The sequence below is a fragment of the Dactylosporangium sp. CA-092794 genome, assembly GCF_050948465.1.
Classification (GTDB): domain Bacteria; phylum Actinomycetota; class Actinomycetes; order Mycobacteriales; family Micromonosporaceae; genus Dactylosporangium.
Genome location: NZ_CP192044.1, coordinates 6,572,728 through 6,589,746 on the forward strand (window position 1 = coordinate 6,572,728; position 17,019 = coordinate 6,589,746).

Genomic DNA, 17,019 nt, shown 5'->3' on the forward strand with positions numbered 1-17,019 from the left:
CGTGCGGCACAACCGGTTCCGATACGGCGCGTGGCGCGGCGGGCCCGACCCGCTCGCCCCGCCCTACGACGTGCGCGCCGCCGTCGACCAGGTCGGCGCCGAGGTGCTCGACGGCGGGAGCCTCCGCGACGCGCTGCGCAACCTGCTGCGCCGCGGGCCGCAGGGCGGGCGGGGCCTGGACGACCTGCTCGCCCGGGCCCGCCGGATGCGCCGCGAGGCGATGCGCCGCGGCGCCCTCGACGGCGCCGTCACCCGCGCCCAGCAGCTGCTCGACCAGGCCCTCGCGGCCGAGCGGGACGCCCTGGCCCGGCAGGACACCGACGCGGCCCGCTTCGCCGAGGCGCAGCTGGACGCGCTGCCCCGCTCCACCGCGCGGGCGGTGTCGGAACTCGCCGAGTACGACTGGACCTCGCCCGAGGCCCGCCAGCTCTACCAGCAGATCCTCGACCAGCTCCGCCAGGAGGTCGTCGAGCAGCGCTTCCAGGGTATGCAGCGGGCGCTGCGCGACCCCGAGGCGCAGGCGGCCATGCGGGAGATGCTGCAGGACCTCAACGCCCTGCTGGCCAAGCACGCCCGCGGGGAGAACACCGACGACGCGTTCGCCGAGTTCATGAACCGCCACGGCGACTTCTTCCCGGAGCAGCCGGCCAACGTCGACGAGCTCATCGACGCCCTGGCCCGCCGGGCCGCGGCCGGGGAGCGGATGATGCGCTCCCTGTCGCCGCAGCAGCGGGCCGAGCTCGAGCAGCTCATGGCCCAGTCCCTGGGCGACCTGGCCGGGCAGTTCGCCGAGCTGTCGGACAACCTGCGGGCGCTGCGGCCCAACCTCAACTGGGGCCGCGGTGAGCGGGTGCGCGGCGAGCGCGACCTCGGCTACGGCGAGGCGGCCGGCGCGCTGGAGGAGATCGGCGACCTCGACGACCTGCTCGACCAGCTCGGCCAGGAGCACCCGGGCGCCACCCTCGACGACGTCGACGTGGAGGCGGTCGAGCGGCAGCTGGGCCGGGCCGCCGCCGACGACGTGCGCCGCCTGCGGGAGCTGGAGCAGCAGCTGCGCCGGCAGGGCTGGGTGACCCGGGGCGCCGACGGGCTCACGCTGAGCCCCAAGGCGCTGCGCCGGCTCGGCGGCACCGCGCTGCGCACCGTCTTCGGCGACCTGCACGCCGGCCGGCAGGGGCAGCACGACCTGCGCGACGCCGGCGCCGCCGGGGAGCTGACCGGGGCGTCGCGGCGCTGGCAGTATGGCGACGAGCAGGCCATCGACGTGGTCCGCACGATCGGCAACGCGGTGCGCCGCCAGGCCCGGGGCGGCAGCGCCACGTTCCCGATCGGCCTGGACGTCGAGGACTTCGAGATCGCCGAGACCGAGCGGCGGGTGTCGGCGGCGGTGGCGCTCTGCGTCGACCTGTCGTTCTCGATGATGGCCGACGGCCGGTGGGGCCCGATGAAGCAGGCCGCGCTCGCGCTGTCGCACCTGGTCGCCACCCGCTTCCCGCAGGACGCGCTGCAGATCATCGGCTTCGGCCGGTATGCCTCCCGGCTGTCGCAGGAGGAGCTCGCCGCGGTCGAGCCGGACATGGTGCAGGGCACCAACCTGCAGCACGCGCTGAAGCTCGCCGCCCGGCACCTGCGCCGGCACCCCGCGTCCGACCCGGTGGTGCTCGTCGTCACCGACGGCGAGCCGACCGCCCACCTGCTCGACGACGGCAGCTCCTACTTCATGTGGCCCTCGACCAGGGAGACGGTCGTGGCCACCGTGCACGAGGTCGACCAGCTGACCCGCTACGGCGCGGTGCTCAACTTCTTCATGCTGGGCGAGGACCAGGGCCTGCGCCGGTTCGTCGACGCGGTGGCCCGGCGCAACGGCGGCCGGGTGTTCACCCCCGACGCCGACGACCTGGGGCGCTACGTGGTCAGCGACTACATCCGGGCGCGCCGGGGCCGCCGCGGGTGATCCGTGTTTGCCACCCGTGGGGGACGGGGTACCAGATCCACGTAGATCGGTACCCATCCTCCCGGGGAGCTGAGATGATCATCCTAGGTTTGATCCTGTTTCTGGTCGGCCTGTTCCTGCACGTCGGCATCATCGAGACGATCGGCATCGTGCTGCTGATCGTCGGCGCGGTGCTGTGGATCCTCGGTGCGGTGGGCCGTCCGATCGCCGGCCGCCGGCACTATTGGTGACCCTCTCCCGGTGGCGCGTCTCCCGCGACCTGTGATGACGCGTCACCGGCGCGTTCGGTGAACGTGGTCCCGGCGACTTGCTGGTGACGTGGTCACCGGCGGCTTGTTTGGTGACGTGTCACCGGCGGCCGAACCATCGGCGTTTTCTGGGCCCATCCGCCGGCGTGGCGGGTGGGCCCGGCTCGTCCCGCGGGCCGGGCGCCTCCGCGCCGTCGTCCAGCACGCGGCGGGCGAGCGCCGTCACCTCCGGTACCATCTCCGGGGTCGTCAAAACGAGCGCGGCGAGGGAGTTCCGGATCGTCACCGCGCGGTCCCGTGACTGCCGGGCCGCGTCCAGGAACCGCTCCGCGATCGCGTCGCGGACCGCGCCCCGCCCGGCCGGGTCCACCCAGGCGGCGACGACCAGCGCGAACGCGGCCGCCTCGGTGGACCAGTCCTCCACGCCGAAGACGATGCCGGTGAGCACCGCCCGGGCCCGGGCCGTGTCGCCGGGCTCGGCCCCGGCCCGCAGCTGCTCGCAGTGCAGCAGCCCGAGGCACGCGTAGGCCTGCGCGGCCCGCTCGAACAGCCCGTCGGGCAGCCCGTCGCCGGCCGGGGCCGGCGGGTGGACCAGCAGCGAGATCAACTCGTCGGCGCCGAGCCGGCCCAGCGGCAGCGCCCGGTCGTAGGCGGCCACCGGGTGCGGCCAGAACGGCCCGGCCACCCCGGCGAGCAGGGCCAGGGCCGCCTCCGACGGCGGCGGCACGGCCGGGCGGGCGGCCAGGCCGTCGTAATGCCACAGCACCCGCGCCCCGGGCCGCTGCGCCCGCACCAGCTCCGCGGGCGGCTCCCCGGCGATGCGCATCCGCAGCCCCGGCGCCTCGCGCCGCAGCAGCGCGAGCGCGCTGGGCACCTCCAGCGCGGACAGCGCCAGCTCGCCGTCCAGCCCGGCCCGCTGCTCGCGCGGGATCTGGTGCAGCACGTTCACGCACGCCTCGGACGGCCCGGTGACCATCGACAGCCACGCCCGGCCGCGGCAGGCGCCCTCGAGGTCGGTGTGCTCGTGGCTGGTCACCGGGTGCGCGCGGATGAAGTCGACCAGGCCGACCAGGTGCACCACGTCGCCGTCGCGCTGGAAGCGCAGCCGGGCCGCGGTGTGCACGGCGCAGTCGTAGTCCGGGGCCTGGCGGGTCGCGGCGTCCAGCAGCGCCACCGCCTCGTCGAGCCGGCCGGCGTCGGCCAGCCAGTTCGCCATGTCGGCGCAGAGGTCCAGCTCACCGGGCTGGGCCTGCCACGCCTGCCGCATGACCTGCAGCGCCGGGTCGAGGCGGCCGTCGGCCTTCAAGGCGTAGGCATACCAGACCGCGGTGAGCTTGTCCGGCCGCAGCCGGTGGCCGTGCGCGCCCCAGCGGACCGCGTCGGCCAGCGCCCCGGGCGCCACCGCGGTGAACCGGCGGGCGAGCCCCGCGGCGGCGCCGTGCAGCAGCGCGCTGCCCGGGTGGGCGGCGGTGGCCCGGCGGGCCAGGTCGAGATACACCTCGTTGGCCCGGGCGACCGCCCGCCCGGCCGGGTCGCCGAGGCTCGGCATGACCGCCACGAACACCCGGGCCAGGTCGTCGGGGTCGAGCCGGCGCGGCTCCAGCGCCCGCACCCAGCTCACGTCGGCCCACGGCTGCGCCGCGTCGAACCGGGTGGCCTGCGCCAGCATCAGCAGCCCGCCCATCGGGTCGTGCCGGCCCTGCAGGTGGGCCCGGGCCACGACGGCGCCGATGAACGCCGGCTGCTCGACCGGGAACAGCTCCAGCGCGCCCTCGTCGCCGGCCCGCGCGACCAGCGCGGCGAGCAGCTCGTGCGCCTCCGGCAGGCCCGGCGCCCAGGCGATCGCCCCGGCCACGTGCCCGGCGGCGTGGGCGAGGTCGCCCTCGGCCAGGGCGATGCGGGCCAGCGCGAGCTCGCCGTGCGCCTGTGCCGTGGGGTTGTCCTGCTGCTCTGTCACGGCGTGAGGGTATTGCGTCCGGGTACCGTCCGGCTGCCCCGCCGCTGCCCTTTCGGACGGTTGCCGGCCCTGGCTTTTCGGGCGGTTGCCGACCCGGCGCAGTGAGGGTTGCCGATGCCCGGTAGCGTGCTCGGCATGACCGCCGTCACTGCCGCCGTCCCGGTCCGGCCCGTCCGGGAGCTGCTGCCGCATCTGATCTGGGAGGCGGTGCTGCTGCTCGGCGCCGTCGCCGTCACCATCGGGCTGGCCGCGGAGAACTCGCACGTGTTCGGCCGCCCCGCGTGGTCCAACCTGGCCATGACCGGCTTCGCCGCGCTCGCCCTGGCGCTGTCGCTGCGCACCGGCACCCCGAACCTCGCCATCGCGTCGATCGCCGGCCTGACCGGCTGGATCTACGCCGACCAGAACATGGTCCTGGGCGTGCTCGCCGCGCTCGGCATCGGCATCGTGCTCGCCCTGCCGACCGCCCTGCTCGGCGTGCCGGCCTGGGCGGTGACCCTCGCGGGCGGCGTCGTGGTCCAGATGATCGTGGCCGGCGCCTCGGACGGCAACCTGATCCCGCTGCGCGACGCCGGCGACACCGCCTTCGGCCCGTGGGTGGCGGCGTTCGTGGTGCTGTCCATCGGCGGCGGCGTGCTGTTCGCGGTGCCGGCGGTGCGCCAGTTCCTGTCCGCGAACCGCCCCGCGGCCGGCGAGGCGGGCGCCTTCACCGTCCCACGGCTCGTGGGAGCCTTGGTCGGCGTCGTCGGCTCGTCGCTGCTGGCCGCGGTGGCCGGCATCGTGCAGACGCAGGCCATGGCCTCCGCCGGCCCCGTCTACAGCACCAACCTGCTCATCTACGCCTTGGCCGCGGTCCTGCTCGGCGGCGTGTCACCGTTCGGCCGCCGCGCCGGCATCCTCGGCGTGGTGCTGGGCGTGGTGATCGTGTCCTTCACCCAGCTCTGGATGAACCTCTCGGCGGCCCAGTCGTGGCAGGCGCTGCTGACCATCGGCCTCTACGCCCTGGTCGGCGCCGTCGTCGTGGGCGTGCTCGAGCTGCTCGGCCGCTTGTTCTCGCCGCTGGTTCCGATGGCGGTGGTACCCCCGGCGCCCGCCCCGTTCGCCCCTCCGCCGCCCGGCTACCCGGCGGTCTCCGCCCCTCCGTCTCCGGGCTACCCGCCCGTCGGCGCCCCTCCGCCGCCCGGCTACCCTGCCGCACCTCCGCCCGCGGGCTACCCGCCGGTCGGCGCGCCTCCGCCTCCGGGTTATCCCGCGGTCGGCGCTCCCCAGGCTGCGGGTTACCCGGCGGTCGGCGTGCCCCCGCCGGCCGGGCAGCCGGTGGGGCCCCCGCCGGTCCCCGCTCCGGCCCAGCCCGCTTCCGGGCCGCCTTCCGTCCCCGGCCCGGCCGTGCCCCCTGCCCCAGGCCTCGCCGCGCCTCCTGCTCCGCCCGGCCCGTCGGTGCCTCCTGCTCCGCCCGGGCCGGTGCCGGGCTCGTCGCCGGAGTCCTGACCGCCGGTGCCGTCCGGCCCGGCGGCTGCGCCACCTGCGCGCTGCGCGCCGCCGGGCCCGACTCGGGTAGCGCCGGTGTGGCCGAAGCGTGCTGCCGGGCTGGCCAGCGTGGTGGCCGAGCTGGTCGGGCCGGCGGCTGCGGCGTCTGTGCTGTCTGTGCCGCCGGGTCTGACTTGGGTGCCGCCGGGGCGGCCGGCGTGCTGGCGGGGTTCTGCTGGAGCGGCACGTCGCCGTGTCTGCGTCTCGTCCCTTCCCGTCTTATCCCTTCGCGTCTCGTCCCTTCCCGTCGCGGGGCGCAGCGCATCGACCGGAAGTCTCCGTGATCATGCGCAACTGCCGCCGGCACCAACGGTTTTTCATGATCACGGAGCGTTGATGTACCCCTGTGTACCAAGACTCTCCGTGATCATGAGAAACCCGCGGTTCGGCCACCGCGAGCAGCATGAGCACGGAGACATCCGTCCGGTCCGGCCATACCAGGGGAGGTTTCGCCCGGCGGGAGATATATCCGCAGAACATCTGCCCGGCCGGCGCTCGAACTGACATATACGAAATGTCGGATAAATCCGGCCACGGAGTGGCTGGATTTATCCGGTCCTCGCATCGCGGACCTGCCCGCCGACGGAGGCGGGGCGCCGGCGTGACGCCCCGCCGCGGCGATCTAGATGCCGTGTTCGCCGCTGAGGGCGGGGTGGATCTCGCCGGGGGCGGTGTACCAGGCGGCCGGGTCGTCGGACAGGGCGCGTTCGATGCGCAGCCGGGCGAAGGGCTTCATCGGGGGCAGCGCGTCCGGGGCGAACCAGCGCATGTCGGTCGACTCCTCGTCGTTGACCCGGGCCTCGCCGGCGACGTGGTGGCAGCGGAACCAGAGGCTGAGGTAGTCGCAGCGGTCGCCGTTGGGGTAGGTGACCGCGTGCATCGCGGCGCCGACCAGGCGTTCGACGGCGACCTCGATGCCGGACTCCTCGCGGACCTCGCGGACGATGGCGTCGGCCGGCTGCTCGCCGGGGTCGACCATGCCGGCCAGCAGCGACCAGCCGCCGGTGTCCGTGCGCCGGCCGAGCAGCAGCTCGCCGGCGTCGTTGAGGATCACCGCGCTGACGCCGGGCACGAGCAGCAGGTCGTGCCCGACGTGGTTGCGCAGGTTCTTCAGATATTCAGACATCCCCATGAGCGGGGACCTTAGCGGACGTGTCCGCGTCCGCGGCGGCGACCAGGACCGGGCCCTCGCCGACGCCGACGGTGACCGTGTCGCCGGGCTTGATGCCGGCGGCCGCGGGGCTGGGCAGGTCCACGATGGCCTCGTCGCCGTCGCCGAGCCGGACCGACAGCCGGGTCAGGGCGCCGTGGAAGGTCCGCACGACGACGAGGGAGGTGCCGGACTCCGACGCGGTGAGGGTCATCGCCTCGGGGCGCACGAGCACGACCACGTCGCCGGTGGTGGACTCGCTGCCGGCGGCGACCGGGCGGTCGGCGCCCAGGACCCGGACGGTACCGTCGCCGCCCAGAACGCCCGGGAGACGGTTCATGGTGCCGACGAACTCGCCGACGAACGGGGTGGCCGGGCGGTGGTAGAGCGTGTCGGGGTCGGCCAGCTGCTCCAGCTTGCCGGCGCGCATGACGCCGACCCGGTCGGCGACGCTGAGCGCCTCGGCCTGGTCATGGGTGACGAACAGGGTGGTGATGCCGAGCCGCTGCTGGATGCGCCGGATCTCGTCGCGCAGCTGGACGCGGACCTGGGCGTCGAGGGCGGACAGCGGCTCGTCGAGCAGCAGCACCCTGGGCTCGATGGCCAGGGCCCGGGCCAGGGCGACGCGCTGCTGCTGGCCGCCGGAGAGCTGGTGGGGGTAGCGCTTGCCGACCTGGCCGAGGCCGACGAGCTCGAGCAGGTCGGCGGCGCGCTTGCGCCGGGCGGCGCCGTCCACCCCGCGCACGCGCAGGCCGAAGGCGACGTTGTCGGCGGCGGAGAGGTTCGGGAACAGGCTGAACGCCTGGAACACCATGCCCATGTCCCGTTTGTTGGGCGCCAGGCCGGTGATGTCCTTGTCGCCCACCCAGACGGTGCCGGCGTCGGCGGTCTCAAACCCGGCGAGGACCCGCAGGGCGGTGGTCTTGCCGCAGCCGGACGGGCCGAGCAGGGCGATGAACTCGCCGGGCTCGATGATGAGGTCGAGCCCGGCGAGCGCGTGGACCGCCCCGAAGCTGCGCCGCATGCCGAGCATGCGCACACCGACCGCGCTCATGCCGGCACCTCGCCGGCGCTCGGCGTCGGCATGAGGCACGAGGCGCGCCGCAACATGATTCGCTCGCTCCGCTCGCTCATGAGTCACTCCGTGAGGTTGGGCGCCGGTCCGCGAGGGACACGACGAGGAGCAGGATCCAGGTGAACAGCAGGCTGGCGGTGCTGACCGAGACGGACAGCTGGCCGTTCTCGCCGGAGATCTTCACCAGCCAGGTGGGCAGCGTGTCGAAGAGCAGGATGCTGGCGATGGTGTACTCGCCGAGGACCAGCCCGAGGGTGAGGAACGCCGCGCCGAGGACCGCGCCGCGCAGGTTGGGCAGCAGCACCCGCCACACCACGTCGAACCAGGACGAGCCCAGGCCGCGGGCCGCGTCGACCAGGGTCCGGGCGTCGATGGCGCGGATGCCCGCGTCCAGGGAACGGTAGGCGAACGGGGTGGCCAGCACGATGTACACGACGATGAGGATGATCGGCAGTTCGGGGTCCTGCGAGGAGACCAGCGCGTCGCCAAACGGCGTGCCGGACAGCTGGTTGGGGCCGAGGGCGAGCATGTCGCGGACCCCGGCGACCAGCGCGATCGGCGGGATGACCAGCGGCAGCAGCGACAGGCCCTCGACGAGCGGGCGCAGCCTCGGCAGGCGCAGGGTCACCGCCAGCATGGCCGGCACGGTGACCAGCAGCACGCCGAGCACGGTGAGCACGGCCAGGCTCAGCGAGCGGCGCAGCGCGCCGGCGAAGCCCTCGGCCTGGGGAATGCTGGTGTAATACTCGCCGGTGACGCCGCCGTGGACCTTGTCCTGGATGGTGAACCAGACGGCCGCGGCGAGCGGGACGAGGAAGTAGATGCCGGCGAGGGTGAGGACCACACCCCGCCCGACGTCGAATTTCCGTTTCCGCCGGGGTACCGCCGGTGCCTCGGCCGGTCGCGTAAGGACCGCGGTCATCGCAACCACCTCGCCGTGCGTCGCTCGATGGTCCAGTACACCGCCATGACGACGGAGACCAGGATGATCATCTCGATGGCCAGGGCCGCGCCGACGCCGGCGTTGTCGGCCGAGACGTTGCCCGACAAGGCGTTGGCGATCTGCAGCGTGACCAGGGGGACCGTGCCGCCGACCATGGCCTGGGCGGTGGCGAACGCGGACAGGGAGCCGCAGAACAGCAGCAGCGCGCCGGCCATGACGGGCGGCGCGAGCAGCGGGCCGCCGACGTGGCGCCAGTACTGCAGCCGGGTCGCGCCGAGGTTCGCCGCGGCCTCGGACCACTCGGCGCGCACGCCGTCCAGCGCCGGTGCGATGACGATGACCATCAGCGGTACCAGGAAATAGAGGTAGACGACGGCGAGGCCGCCGAACTGGTAGAGGCTGAACGGGGAGTTGCCGAGGTCGAAGCCGGTCCAGTCGTGCAGCAGGCCGGTGACGATGCCGGCGTTGCCGATGGTGGCGATGAACATGAAAGCCAGGGGTACGCCGCCGAAGTTGGCCAGCACGCCGGAGGCGGTGAGCACCAGCCGGCGCAGGACCGTGCCGCCGGCCAGCACCGCCCGGGCGACGAGCAGGCCGACGGCGGCGCCGAGGACGGCGCAGACGACGGAGAGCTTGACCGAGCCCCAGAACGCCGCGCGGTAGCCGCTGTTGAACGAGCTCTTGATCGAGTCGCCCTCGAACGCGCCCGCCGCGAGGGCGATCACCGGCAGTACCAGTCCGACGACCATGACGATCAGGAACGGTGCGACCGCCAGCCAGGGGCCGCACCGCCGGACACGGTCCGCGAGGGACCGTGTCCGGACGGCGGGAGCGGCGGGGGAGCTCACCCGGTCAGCGCCTTGGTCCAGCCGTCGGTGAGGACCTTCTTGGCCGCGTCGACCTGGTCCGGGGAGGGCAGCTGCGCCTTGGACGCGTCGACCTTGGGCAGGGCGGCGACGAGGGTGGCGTCGGCGGTGCCGGCGGTGGTCATCTTGGGCAGCCGGACGGGCCGGGCGAAGCCCTTCAGCCACAGGTTCTGGCCCTGGTCGGAGAAGAGGAACTCCTCCCACAGCCGGGCGGCGGCCGGGTGCGGGGCGGTCTTGTTGATCGCCTGGCAGTAGAAGTTGCCGTAGACGCCGTCGCTGGGGACCGCGACCTTCCAGTCGATGCCCTTGGCGGACAGCTCCTTGGTGTAGCCGGCGTTGAGGTAGTCCCAGTCGATCGAGATCGGGGTCTCGCCCTTCTCGATGGTGGCCGGGGTCGACTCGACCGGGATGTAGTTGCCGGACTTCTTCAGGTCGGCGAAGTAGTCGATGCCGGGCTGGATGTTCGTGAAGCTGCCGCCGTTCGCGAGGGCGGCGGCGAACACGCCGGCGAACGCGGAGCCGGACTTGGTCGGGTCGCCGTTGAGCGCGACCTTGCCCTTGTACTCGGGCTTCTTGAGGTCGGCGAACGTCTGCGGGCAGACCGGGATCTTCTTGGCGTCGCAGCCGATGGAGATGTAGCCGCCGTAGTCGTTGTACCAGGCGCCGTTGCTGTCCTTCTGGTTGTCCGGGATGTCGGCCCAGGTCTGCACCTTGTACGGCGCGAACAGGTCCTCCTTGGCGCCGGACTGGGCGAACGCGCCGCCGAGGTCGAGCACGTCGGGCGCGCGGTCCTGGCCCTTGAGCGACTTCACGGCGTTGATCTCGTCCTGGCTGGAGCCGTCCGGGTTGTCGCTGTTGACCTTGATGCCGTACTTCTGGCTGAAGGTGTCGATGAGCTCGCCGTAGTTCGCCCAGTCGCGCGGCAGCGTGATGACGTTGAGCTGGCCCTCGGCCTTGGCCGCGGTCACCAGCGCGTCGAGCCCGCCGAGGTCCTGCGCCGAGGTGGCGGAGGCGGCGCCGGTCGTGTTGTTCTGCGCGTCCGCGGCCTTCTGCGACGAGCCGCAGGCGGCGATGGCGGCGACCACGGCCACCGATAAGAGAGCAGCGACGGTTCCGCGTCGCACGATGTTTCGCGTCATGCGCGACAGCGTCGGGTCGGCCGGTTGCCTGTTGCTGAACGTTGGATGTCAAGCGCGTCGATAGGTACCCAATACCCTTGACACGGTGACCATGATCACCACTCGTTCGGGGTTGACTCGTGGTGGCTTGTACCGTTCGGCGTAGCGTTCCTCGGCGTCCCTGACGGCTTCCGGATCCGTTTCGATGGTCGCGTGCCCCTCGATCGTGCTCCACCGCCGGCCGTCGATCTGGCAGATCGCGACGGCGGTGTTGTACCGGATGTTCCGCACCTTTTGCGACGTTCCGGACGTGATGACGCTCGCGGTGTTCGTCGCCGGGTCGTAGGTAGCGCCGACCGGGACGGTGTGCGGGGTGCCGTCGCGGCGGATGGTGGTCAGCGTGCACAGGTGCCGCTCGGCCCAGAACTCGGCGAGGCTCATGCCTGCCTCACCCGGCCGCCGTCGACGTGCACGTGCCGGGTGGTGCGCACCGCCGCGAGCATCCGCCGGTCGTGCGTGACCAGCAGCAGCGTGCCCGGGTAGGTGTCCAGCGCCGCCTCGAGCTGCTCGATCGCCGGCAGGTCGAGGTGGTTGGTCGGCTCGTCGAGGACCAGCAGGTTGACCCCCTTGCCCTGCAGCAGGGCCAGGGCGGCCCGGGTGCGCTCGCCGGGGGAGAGGCTGCCCGCCGGGCGCAGCACGTGCCCGGCCCTGAGCCCGAACTTCGCCAGGAGGGTGCGCACGTCGGCGGGGCTCTGCTCGGGTACCGCCGCCTGGAACGCATCCAGCAGGGACTGGCCGCCCTCGAACCGGGCACGGGCCTGGTCGACCTCCCCGACGACGACGCCCGGCCCCAGGTAGGCCCGGCCCTCGGCCACGGGGATGCGGCCCAGCAGCGCGCCGAGCAGCGTCGTCTTGCCCGACCCGTTGGCACCCGTGATCGCCACCCGGTCCGCCCAGTCGACCTGCAGGTCGACCGGGCCGAGCGTGAACGTGCCGCGGCGCACGACCGCCCCGTGCAGGCTCGCCACCACCGCGCCGGCCCGCGGCGCGGCGGCGATCTCCATCCGCAGCTGCCACTCCTTGCGCGGCTCCTCGACGACCTCGAGGCGCTCGATCAGCCGGTCGGTCTGGCGGGCCTTCGACGCCTGCTTCTCGGTCGACTCGATCTTCTTCGACTTGCCGATCTTGTCGTTGTCGGACTGCTTGCGGCGGGCGTTCTTGACGCCCTTCTCCATCCACGCGCGCTGCATGCGGGCGCGCGCCTCGAGGTCGGCTTTCGTGTCGGAGTACTCCTCGTAGCGCTCCCGGGCGTGCCGGCGGGCCGTCTCGCGCTCCTGCAGGTAGGCGTCGTAGCCGCCGCCGTAGAAGCGGACCTGCTGCTGGTGCAGGTCGAGCTCGAGGATGGCGGTGGCGGTGCGGCTGAGGAACTCCCGGTCGTGGCTGACGATGATCGCGGCGGTGCGGATCTGCGCGACGAATTTCTCCAGTTTGTCCAGGCCGTCCAGGTCCAGGTCGTTGGTCGGCTCGTCGAGCAGCACCACGTCGTAGCGGGACAGCAGCAGGCTGGCCAGGCCGGCCCGGGCGGCCTGGCCGCCGGACAGCGCGGTCATCTCCAGGTCGAGGTCGACGGCCAGGCCCAGGTCGGCGGCGACCTCGCCGGCCCGCTCGTCCAGGTCGGCGCCGCCGAGGGCGAGCCAGCGCTCCAGGGCGGCGCTGTACTCGTCGGCGCCCGCGTCGCCCTCGCCGAGCGCCTCGGCCGCCGCGTCGAGGCGGGCCTGGGCCTCGGTGACGCCGGTGCGCCGGCCGAGGAACGCCCGCAGGGTCTCGCCGGGGCGGCGGTCGGGCTCCTGCGGCAGGTACCCGATCGTGGCGTTGGGCGGGCTGAGCTGGACGACGCCCTGCTCCAGCGGGATCAGCCCGGCCAGGGTGCGCAGCAGCGTCGACTTGCCGGCCCCGTTGACGCCGACCAGGCCGACCGCGTCGCCCGGCGCCACCACCAGGTCGAGGCCGGCGAACAGGGCCTTGTCCCCGTGTCCCGCGGCGAGATCCTTGACCACCAGCGTCGCTGCCACCCGTTGCGCCTCCGATTTCTGTCGTACCCAGCGACTAGTCTCGCCGATCGAGGAGTAGCGTGAATTCTGAAACGCGATCGGATCGAAAACCGCCTTGGTCTCACCAGGAGAAACGCCTTGAGCTCATCACCAGTCGCCCCTCCGGCCCCGGCCGGGGAGGCCGCGCTGACGCACCGGCAGATCCTCACCATTCTGGCCGGTCTCATGATGGCGATGTTCCTCGCCGCGCTCGACCAGACGATCGTGTCGACCGCGATGCGGACGATCGCCGACGATCTCGGCGGCTTCTCCCTGCAGGCGTGGGCGACCACCGCGTTCCTGATCACCTCGACGATCTCCACGCCGCTGTATGGCAAGCTCTCGGACATCTACGGGCGCAAGCCGTTCATCCTGTTCTCGATCGGCATCTTCATCGTCGGTTCGGTGCTGTGCGGCGTGTCGGGGTCGATCTACGAGCTGGCCGTGTTCCGCGCGGTGCAGGGCATCGGCGCCGGCGGCCTGTTCTCCCTGGCCTTCGCCATCATCGGTGACGTGGTGCCGCCCCGGGAGCGGGCGAAGTACCAAGGGTACTTCCTGGCGGTCTTCGGCACCTCGAGCGTCCTGGGCCCGGTCCTCGGCGGGTTCTTCGCCGGCTCCAGCGACATCCTGGGCGTGACCGGCTGGCGCTGGATCTTCTACATCAACGTGCCGATCGCGCTGGCCGCGTTCCTCGTCGTGATGCGGGTGCTGCACATCCCGCACCGCCGCCAGGACCACCGCATCGACTGGCCCGGCGCGGTGGCGCTGATCGTGGGCCTGGTGCCGCTGCTGACCGTCGCCGAGCAGGGCCGCGAGTGGGGTTGGGGCTCGGGCCGGTCGCTGCTGTGCTACGGCATCGGCGCGGTGGGACTGGTGCTGTTCATCGTCGCGGAGGCCGCCTACAAGGAGGAGGCGCTGCTGCCGCTGCGGCTGTTCCGGGGCCGCACGTTCTCGGTCGCCTCGATCAGCAGCTTCATCCTGGGCATGGCGATGTTCGGCGGCCTGCTGACCCTGCCGCTCTACCTGCAGATCGTCAAGGGCGCGACCCCGACGAAGGCGGGCCTGATGCTGCTGCCGCTGGTGCTGGGCATCATGACCGGCTCGATCGTGTCCGGCCAGACGATCGCCCGCACCGGCCGCTACCGGATCTTCCCGGTCGTGGGCTCGATCCTGATGCTCGCCGCGCTGGTGCTGTTCTCGCAGATCGGCGCCGACACGCCGCTGTGGCGCACCATGCTGGTGATGGCCCTGATGGGTCTCGGCCTGGGCGGCAACATGCAGCCGGTGATCACGGCCGTGCAGAATGCCGCCAACCCGCGCGAGATCGGCGTCGCCACGTCGACGGTCACGTTCTTCCGGTCGATGGGCGGCACCCTGGGCGCCGCCGTCTTCCTGTCGATCCTCTTCTCCATCCTGCCCGACAAGATCAAGTCGGCCTTCACCGCCGCCCAGTCCACCCCGGCCTTCCAGGCGGCGGCCCGCGCCCACCCGGACCAGCTGCAGGGCATCCAGTCGACGGCCACGGCGGGCAGCTCGAGCTCCCTGAACGACACCTCGTTCCTGGAGAAGCTCGACGCCGCCCTGTCCCACCCGTTCAAGGTCGGCTTCTCCGACGCGATGGGCGTGGTGTTCCTGGCCGCCGCGTGCATCATGGTGGTCGGTTTCCTGGTCATCCTGTTCCTGCCGGAGATCCCGCTCCGCTCGATGTCCGCCGCCCAGGCCCGCGCCGCGGAGGACGCCGCCGCGGCGGCCCCCGCCCCGGCCCCGGCCTCCCCCTCCTCGTCCCCCGACGGCCACGGCCCCACCCCCGACGGCGCCGGCGCCCCCGCCACCACCGCGGTGAGCGTGGTCACCGCCCCATTCCCGAACGGCGGCTCCTCCCCATCGGCGGGCTCCTCCCCGGCCGGCGGCCTCTCTCCGGCATCGCCCGGCGCCCACGAGGCCGCCGGCGTGGCCGAGCTGAGCGGCAACGGCCACGCTCCGGCCCACGCGGTGGACTCCGGCGCCCACGAGGCGGACGGCGAGGCCCCGGCCTCCGAAGCCCCGCCCCGCCACTCCCGCTGACACGTCCCGGCTGACGCATCCGCGGTCGTGCCTGCCCGGTCTCGCGCGAAGCGCGGCGGAGGGCCGGCGGTGCGCGCTGACGCATCCGCGCTTGCTCCTCCCGCGGCCCGGCGCACTTCCCGCGCCGGGCCGCGGCCGTTTCCCGCCGCCTTGAGCCCGCGTGCGGCCGCCGGCGGCACACCTGGCGCGTTCGTCCCCGCCGCCGCGGCTGCCGGCCGCGGCCGTTTCTCCCGGCCCAAGCCTCCGCCGCCCCGCCCCGCCACTTCCGCTGACCTCTCCCGCTTGCTCCTCGCGCGGCCCGGCGCACTTCCCGCGTCGGGCCGCGGCCGCTTTCCGCCGCCTTAAGCCCGTGTGCCGCTGCCGGTTGCGCGCCGGGCGCGGCGTCCCGTCCGCCGGGTGCTTCCCCGCGGCCAGGCCCCTCGGGCGGGCCACGGCTCGCGGGTGGTCGCTTCCGGGCGGTTCTCGCCCGGCGCGGCGTCCGCGCGGGCTGGGCTCCGCATCGCGCGGCGCGGTTCCCCGGCCGGGCGCTGACCCCTCGGTCGTCGCGGCCGCGCGGCCGTGCGGATGTCGCACCCATCGGGCGCAATATCCGATCTGCGGTGGCCGGGGCGGACGTATGTCTCCGTGATCATGATGCTCGCGGTGACCGCACACCGGGTTTGCCATGATCCCGGAGACTTTCGGTACACGGGGGTACATCAGCGCTCCACGATCATGAAAAACCCTTGGTGTCGCGCCGGGTTGTGCATGATCGCGGAGACTTCCGGTCGCTGCGGCGTGCACCGCCCGACGTGCGGGACACAATCGCCGATCATGACCGCAACCAGCGCGATCAATCGCTGGCCATCTCATACGCTAGTCCGTCAGGGGCCAGGGCCAGGGGCCCAGTTCTCCAAGCGCCCGCGTCGGGCCGTTGGCGGTCGGCGAGTGTAGTCCATAGCCTAGTTTCCTAGGAAGTGGCAGGCGCGCTCTTGGCGGCGCGGCGTGCGCGACGATCCGGTCGCGCCGCCAAGAGGCTTAGCCTAGTTTCCTAGGATGGCTTACGGGATGTGGGCCGGGCCCGTTAAGCCGTTAGTTCGGCAGTGGTGAGGTCAGCAGGTTTTCGGAGAGTTGCCAGAGTCGGTCGGCCTTCTCGGGGTCCAGGGCGTAGGGGGCGACGCCGCGGCGGATGCCTGGAGTGCAGGGCTGGGCCTCCTGGCAGTCTTCGAAGTATTTGCCGGTGACGCCTTCGACGAGGGGGGATGCGGCGAGCAGGGTGGAGGTCGCGGCGCCCTGGGGGATGTCCTTGATGGAGACGCCGGTGTTGCCCGCCGGGTCGAAGGACTGGGGGAGGATGGCGGCCGGGTCGACGTGGCGGATGAGGCCGGTGCTGGCGATTCGGCCCGGATTGAGGGCGTTGGCGGTGATGCCGTCGGCGGCCCAGCGGCGGGCGATGGCGACGGCGAAGAGCACGTTGGCGGTCTTGGACTGGCTGTAGGCGGCCCACGGGTGGTACGGGGTGTGCTCGAAGTTGGGGTCGTCGAAGAGGACTTCGCCGTTGATGTGGCCGACGGAGCTGACGTTGACGACCCGGGCGTGGCCGGCGGCGAGGGCGTGGTGCAGGCCGGTGGTGAGGGCGAAGTGGCCGAGGTGGTTGGTGGCGAACTGGAGCTCCCAGCCTTCGGCGGTGCGCCGTTCGGGGGTGGCCATGACGCCGGCGTTGTTGACGAGGATGTGCAGCGGGCCGGTCCAGGCGGTGACGAAGGCGCGGACCGAGCGGCGGTCGGCGAGGTCGAGCGCGGCGGCGTGGACGTTCGGGTTGCCGGTGGCGGCGGTGATGTCGTCGGCGGCGTGCTGGCCGGCGTCGGGGTCGCGGACGGCGAGGGTGACGTCGGCGCCGGCGGTGGCCAGGGCGCGGGCGGTTTCCCGGCCGATGCCGGAGGCGGCGCCGGTGACGATCGCGTGTTGGCCGGTGAGGTCGACGCCGGCGATGACCTGGTCGGCGGTGGTGGTCGCGCCGAACGGTGTGGTGATGGGCATGGCGTGTC

13 protein-coding genes are annotated in these 17,019 nt (G+C 73.1%); 4 read left to right on the forward strand and 9 right to left on the reverse strand.

The features are described from left to right. The first annotated feature begins 1 nt into the window (after position 1). Complete coding sequence (locus ACQPXD_RS27835) at positions 2-1,954, forward strand: vWA domain-containing protein (protein WP_432824258.1); 1,953 nt, start codon at positions 2-4, stop codon at positions 1,952-1,954. A gap of 74 nt (positions 1,955-2,028) precedes the next feature. Then, the gene (locus ACQPXD_RS27840; protein WP_432824259.1) at positions 2,029-2,184 is read left to right on the forward strand and encodes a DUF6131 family protein; all 156 of its coding nucleotides are present in this window, start codon (positions 2,029-2,031) and stop codon (positions 2,182-2,184) included. A gap of 118 nt (positions 2,185-2,302) precedes the next feature. Here the strand turns inward: ACQPXD_RS27840 and ACQPXD_RS27845 are convergent, their stop codons facing one another. Continuing rightward, on the reverse strand, positions 2,303-4,159 hold the full coding sequence (locus ACQPXD_RS27845; RefSeq protein ID WP_432824260.1) for a tetratricopeptide repeat protein: 1,857 nt from the start codon (positions 4,157-4,159) through the stop codon (positions 2,303-2,305). Positions 4,160-4,294: 135 nt separating this feature from the next. Between ACQPXD_RS27845 and ACQPXD_RS27850 the strand changes: the two genes are divergently transcribed. After that, positions 4,295-5,647 (forward strand): hypothetical protein, encoded by a 1,353-nt coding sequence (locus tag ACQPXD_RS27850; protein ID WP_432824261.1) that lies wholly within the window; start codon positions 4,295-4,297, stop codon positions 5,645-5,647. A gap of 661 nt (positions 5,648-6,308) precedes the next feature. On the opposite strand, the gene ACQPXD_RS27855 is transcribed toward ACQPXD_RS27850, so the two are convergent. The 7 genes from ACQPXD_RS27855 to ACQPXD_RS27885 form a co-directional block, all read right to left on the reverse strand. Continuing rightward, complete coding sequence (locus tag ACQPXD_RS27855) at positions 6,309-6,812, reverse strand: NUDIX hydrolase (RefSeq protein WP_432824262.1); 504 nt, start codon at positions 6,810-6,812, stop codon at positions 6,309-6,311. Continuing rightward, positions 6,805-7,890, reverse strand: a complete 1,086-nt coding sequence (locus ACQPXD_RS27860) for an ABC transporter ATP-binding protein (RefSeq protein WP_432824263.1) — start codon at positions 7,888-7,890, stop codon at positions 6,805-6,807. Before ACQPXD_RS27860 ends, ACQPXD_RS27855 begins: the two co-directional genes overlap by 8 nt. A 76-nt stretch (positions 7,891-7,966) precedes the next feature. Then, on the reverse strand, positions 7,967-8,833 hold the full coding sequence (locus ACQPXD_RS27865) for an ABC transporter permease (protein WP_432824264.1): 867 nt from the start codon (positions 8,831-8,833) through the stop codon (positions 7,967-7,969). After that, a complete protein-coding gene (locus ACQPXD_RS27870) occupies positions 8,830-9,603 on the reverse strand; it encodes an ABC transporter permease (RefSeq protein ID WP_432824265.1) in 774 nt (257 codons plus the stop codon). Before ACQPXD_RS27870 ends, ACQPXD_RS27865 begins: the two co-directional genes overlap by 4 nt. Before the next feature lie 95 nt (positions 9,604-9,698). Then, the gene (locus ACQPXD_RS27875; protein WP_432824266.1) at positions 9,699-10,859 is read right to left on the reverse strand and encodes an ABC transporter substrate-binding protein; all 1,161 of its coding nucleotides are present in this window, start codon (positions 10,857-10,859) and stop codon (positions 9,699-9,701) included. Between the two features lie 48 nt (positions 10,860-10,907). After that, positions 10,908-11,279, reverse strand: coding sequence for a PPOX class F420-dependent oxidoreductase (locus ACQPXD_RS27880; protein WP_432824267.1), 372 nt, complete (start codon positions 11,277-11,279; stop codon positions 10,908-10,910). Next, on the reverse strand, positions 11,276-12,910 hold the full coding sequence (locus ACQPXD_RS27885) for an ABC-F family ATP-binding cassette domain-containing protein (protein ID WP_432824268.1): 1,635 nt from the start codon (positions 12,908-12,910) through the stop codon (positions 11,276-11,278). The genes ACQPXD_RS27880 and ACQPXD_RS27885 overlap by 4 nt, the downstream gene beginning before the upstream one ends. 117 nt (positions 12,911-13,027) lie before the next feature. Here ACQPXD_RS27885 and ACQPXD_RS27890 point away from each other — a divergent pair, with 117 nt between their 5' ends. Further along, positions 13,028-14,992, forward strand: a complete 1,965-nt coding sequence (locus tag ACQPXD_RS27890; RefSeq protein ID WP_432824269.1) for an MDR family MFS transporter — start codon at positions 13,028-13,030, stop codon at positions 14,990-14,992. 1,071 nt (positions 14,993-16,063) lie between these two features. Here the strand turns inward: ACQPXD_RS27890 and ACQPXD_RS27895 are convergent. Then, entirely contained in the window at positions 16,064-17,011 is a 948-nt protein-coding gene (locus ACQPXD_RS27895) for an SDR family NAD(P)-dependent oxidoreductase (protein WP_432824270.1), read from the reverse strand. Positions 17,012-17,019: the final 8 nt, after the last annotated feature.

Excerpts from the sequence above, each read along its gene's own strand:
- ACQPXD_RS27870 (WP_432824265.1), bottom strand. The coding sequence starts at position 9,603 with ATGGTCGTCGGACTGGTACTGCCGGTGATCGCCCTCGCGGCGGGCGCG.
- ACQPXD_RS27850 (WP_432824261.1), top strand. The coding sequence starts at position 4,295 with ATGACCGCCGTCACTGCCGCCGTCCCGGTCCGGCCCGTCCGGGAGCTG.
- ACQPXD_RS27875 (WP_432824266.1), bottom strand. The coding sequence starts at position 10,859 with ATGACGCGAAACATCGTGCGACGCGGAACCGTCGCTGCTCTCTTATCG.
- ACQPXD_RS27860 (WP_432824263.1), bottom strand. The coding sequence starts at position 7,890 with ATGAGCGCGGTCGGTGTGCGCATGCTCGGCATGCGGCGCAGCTTCGGG.
- ACQPXD_RS27895 (WP_432824270.1), bottom strand. The coding sequence starts at position 17,011 with ATGCCCATCACCACACCGTTCGGCGCGACCACCACCGCCGACCAGGTC.
- ACQPXD_RS27855 (WP_432824262.1), bottom strand. The coding sequence starts at position 6,812 with ATGTCTGAATATCTGAAGAACCTGCGCAACCACGTCGGGCACGACCTG.
- ACQPXD_RS27880 (WP_432824267.1), bottom strand. The coding sequence starts at position 11,279 with ATGAGCCTCGCCGAGTTCTGGGCCGAGCGGCACCTGTGCACGCTGACC.
- ACQPXD_RS27865 (WP_432824264.1), bottom strand. The coding sequence starts at position 8,833 with ATGACCGCGGTCCTTACGCGACCGGCCGAGGCACCGGCGGTACCCCGG.
- ACQPXD_RS27840 (WP_432824259.1), top strand. The coding sequence starts at position 2,029 with ATGATCATCCTAGGTTTGATCCTGTTTCTGGTCGGCCTGTTCCTGCAC.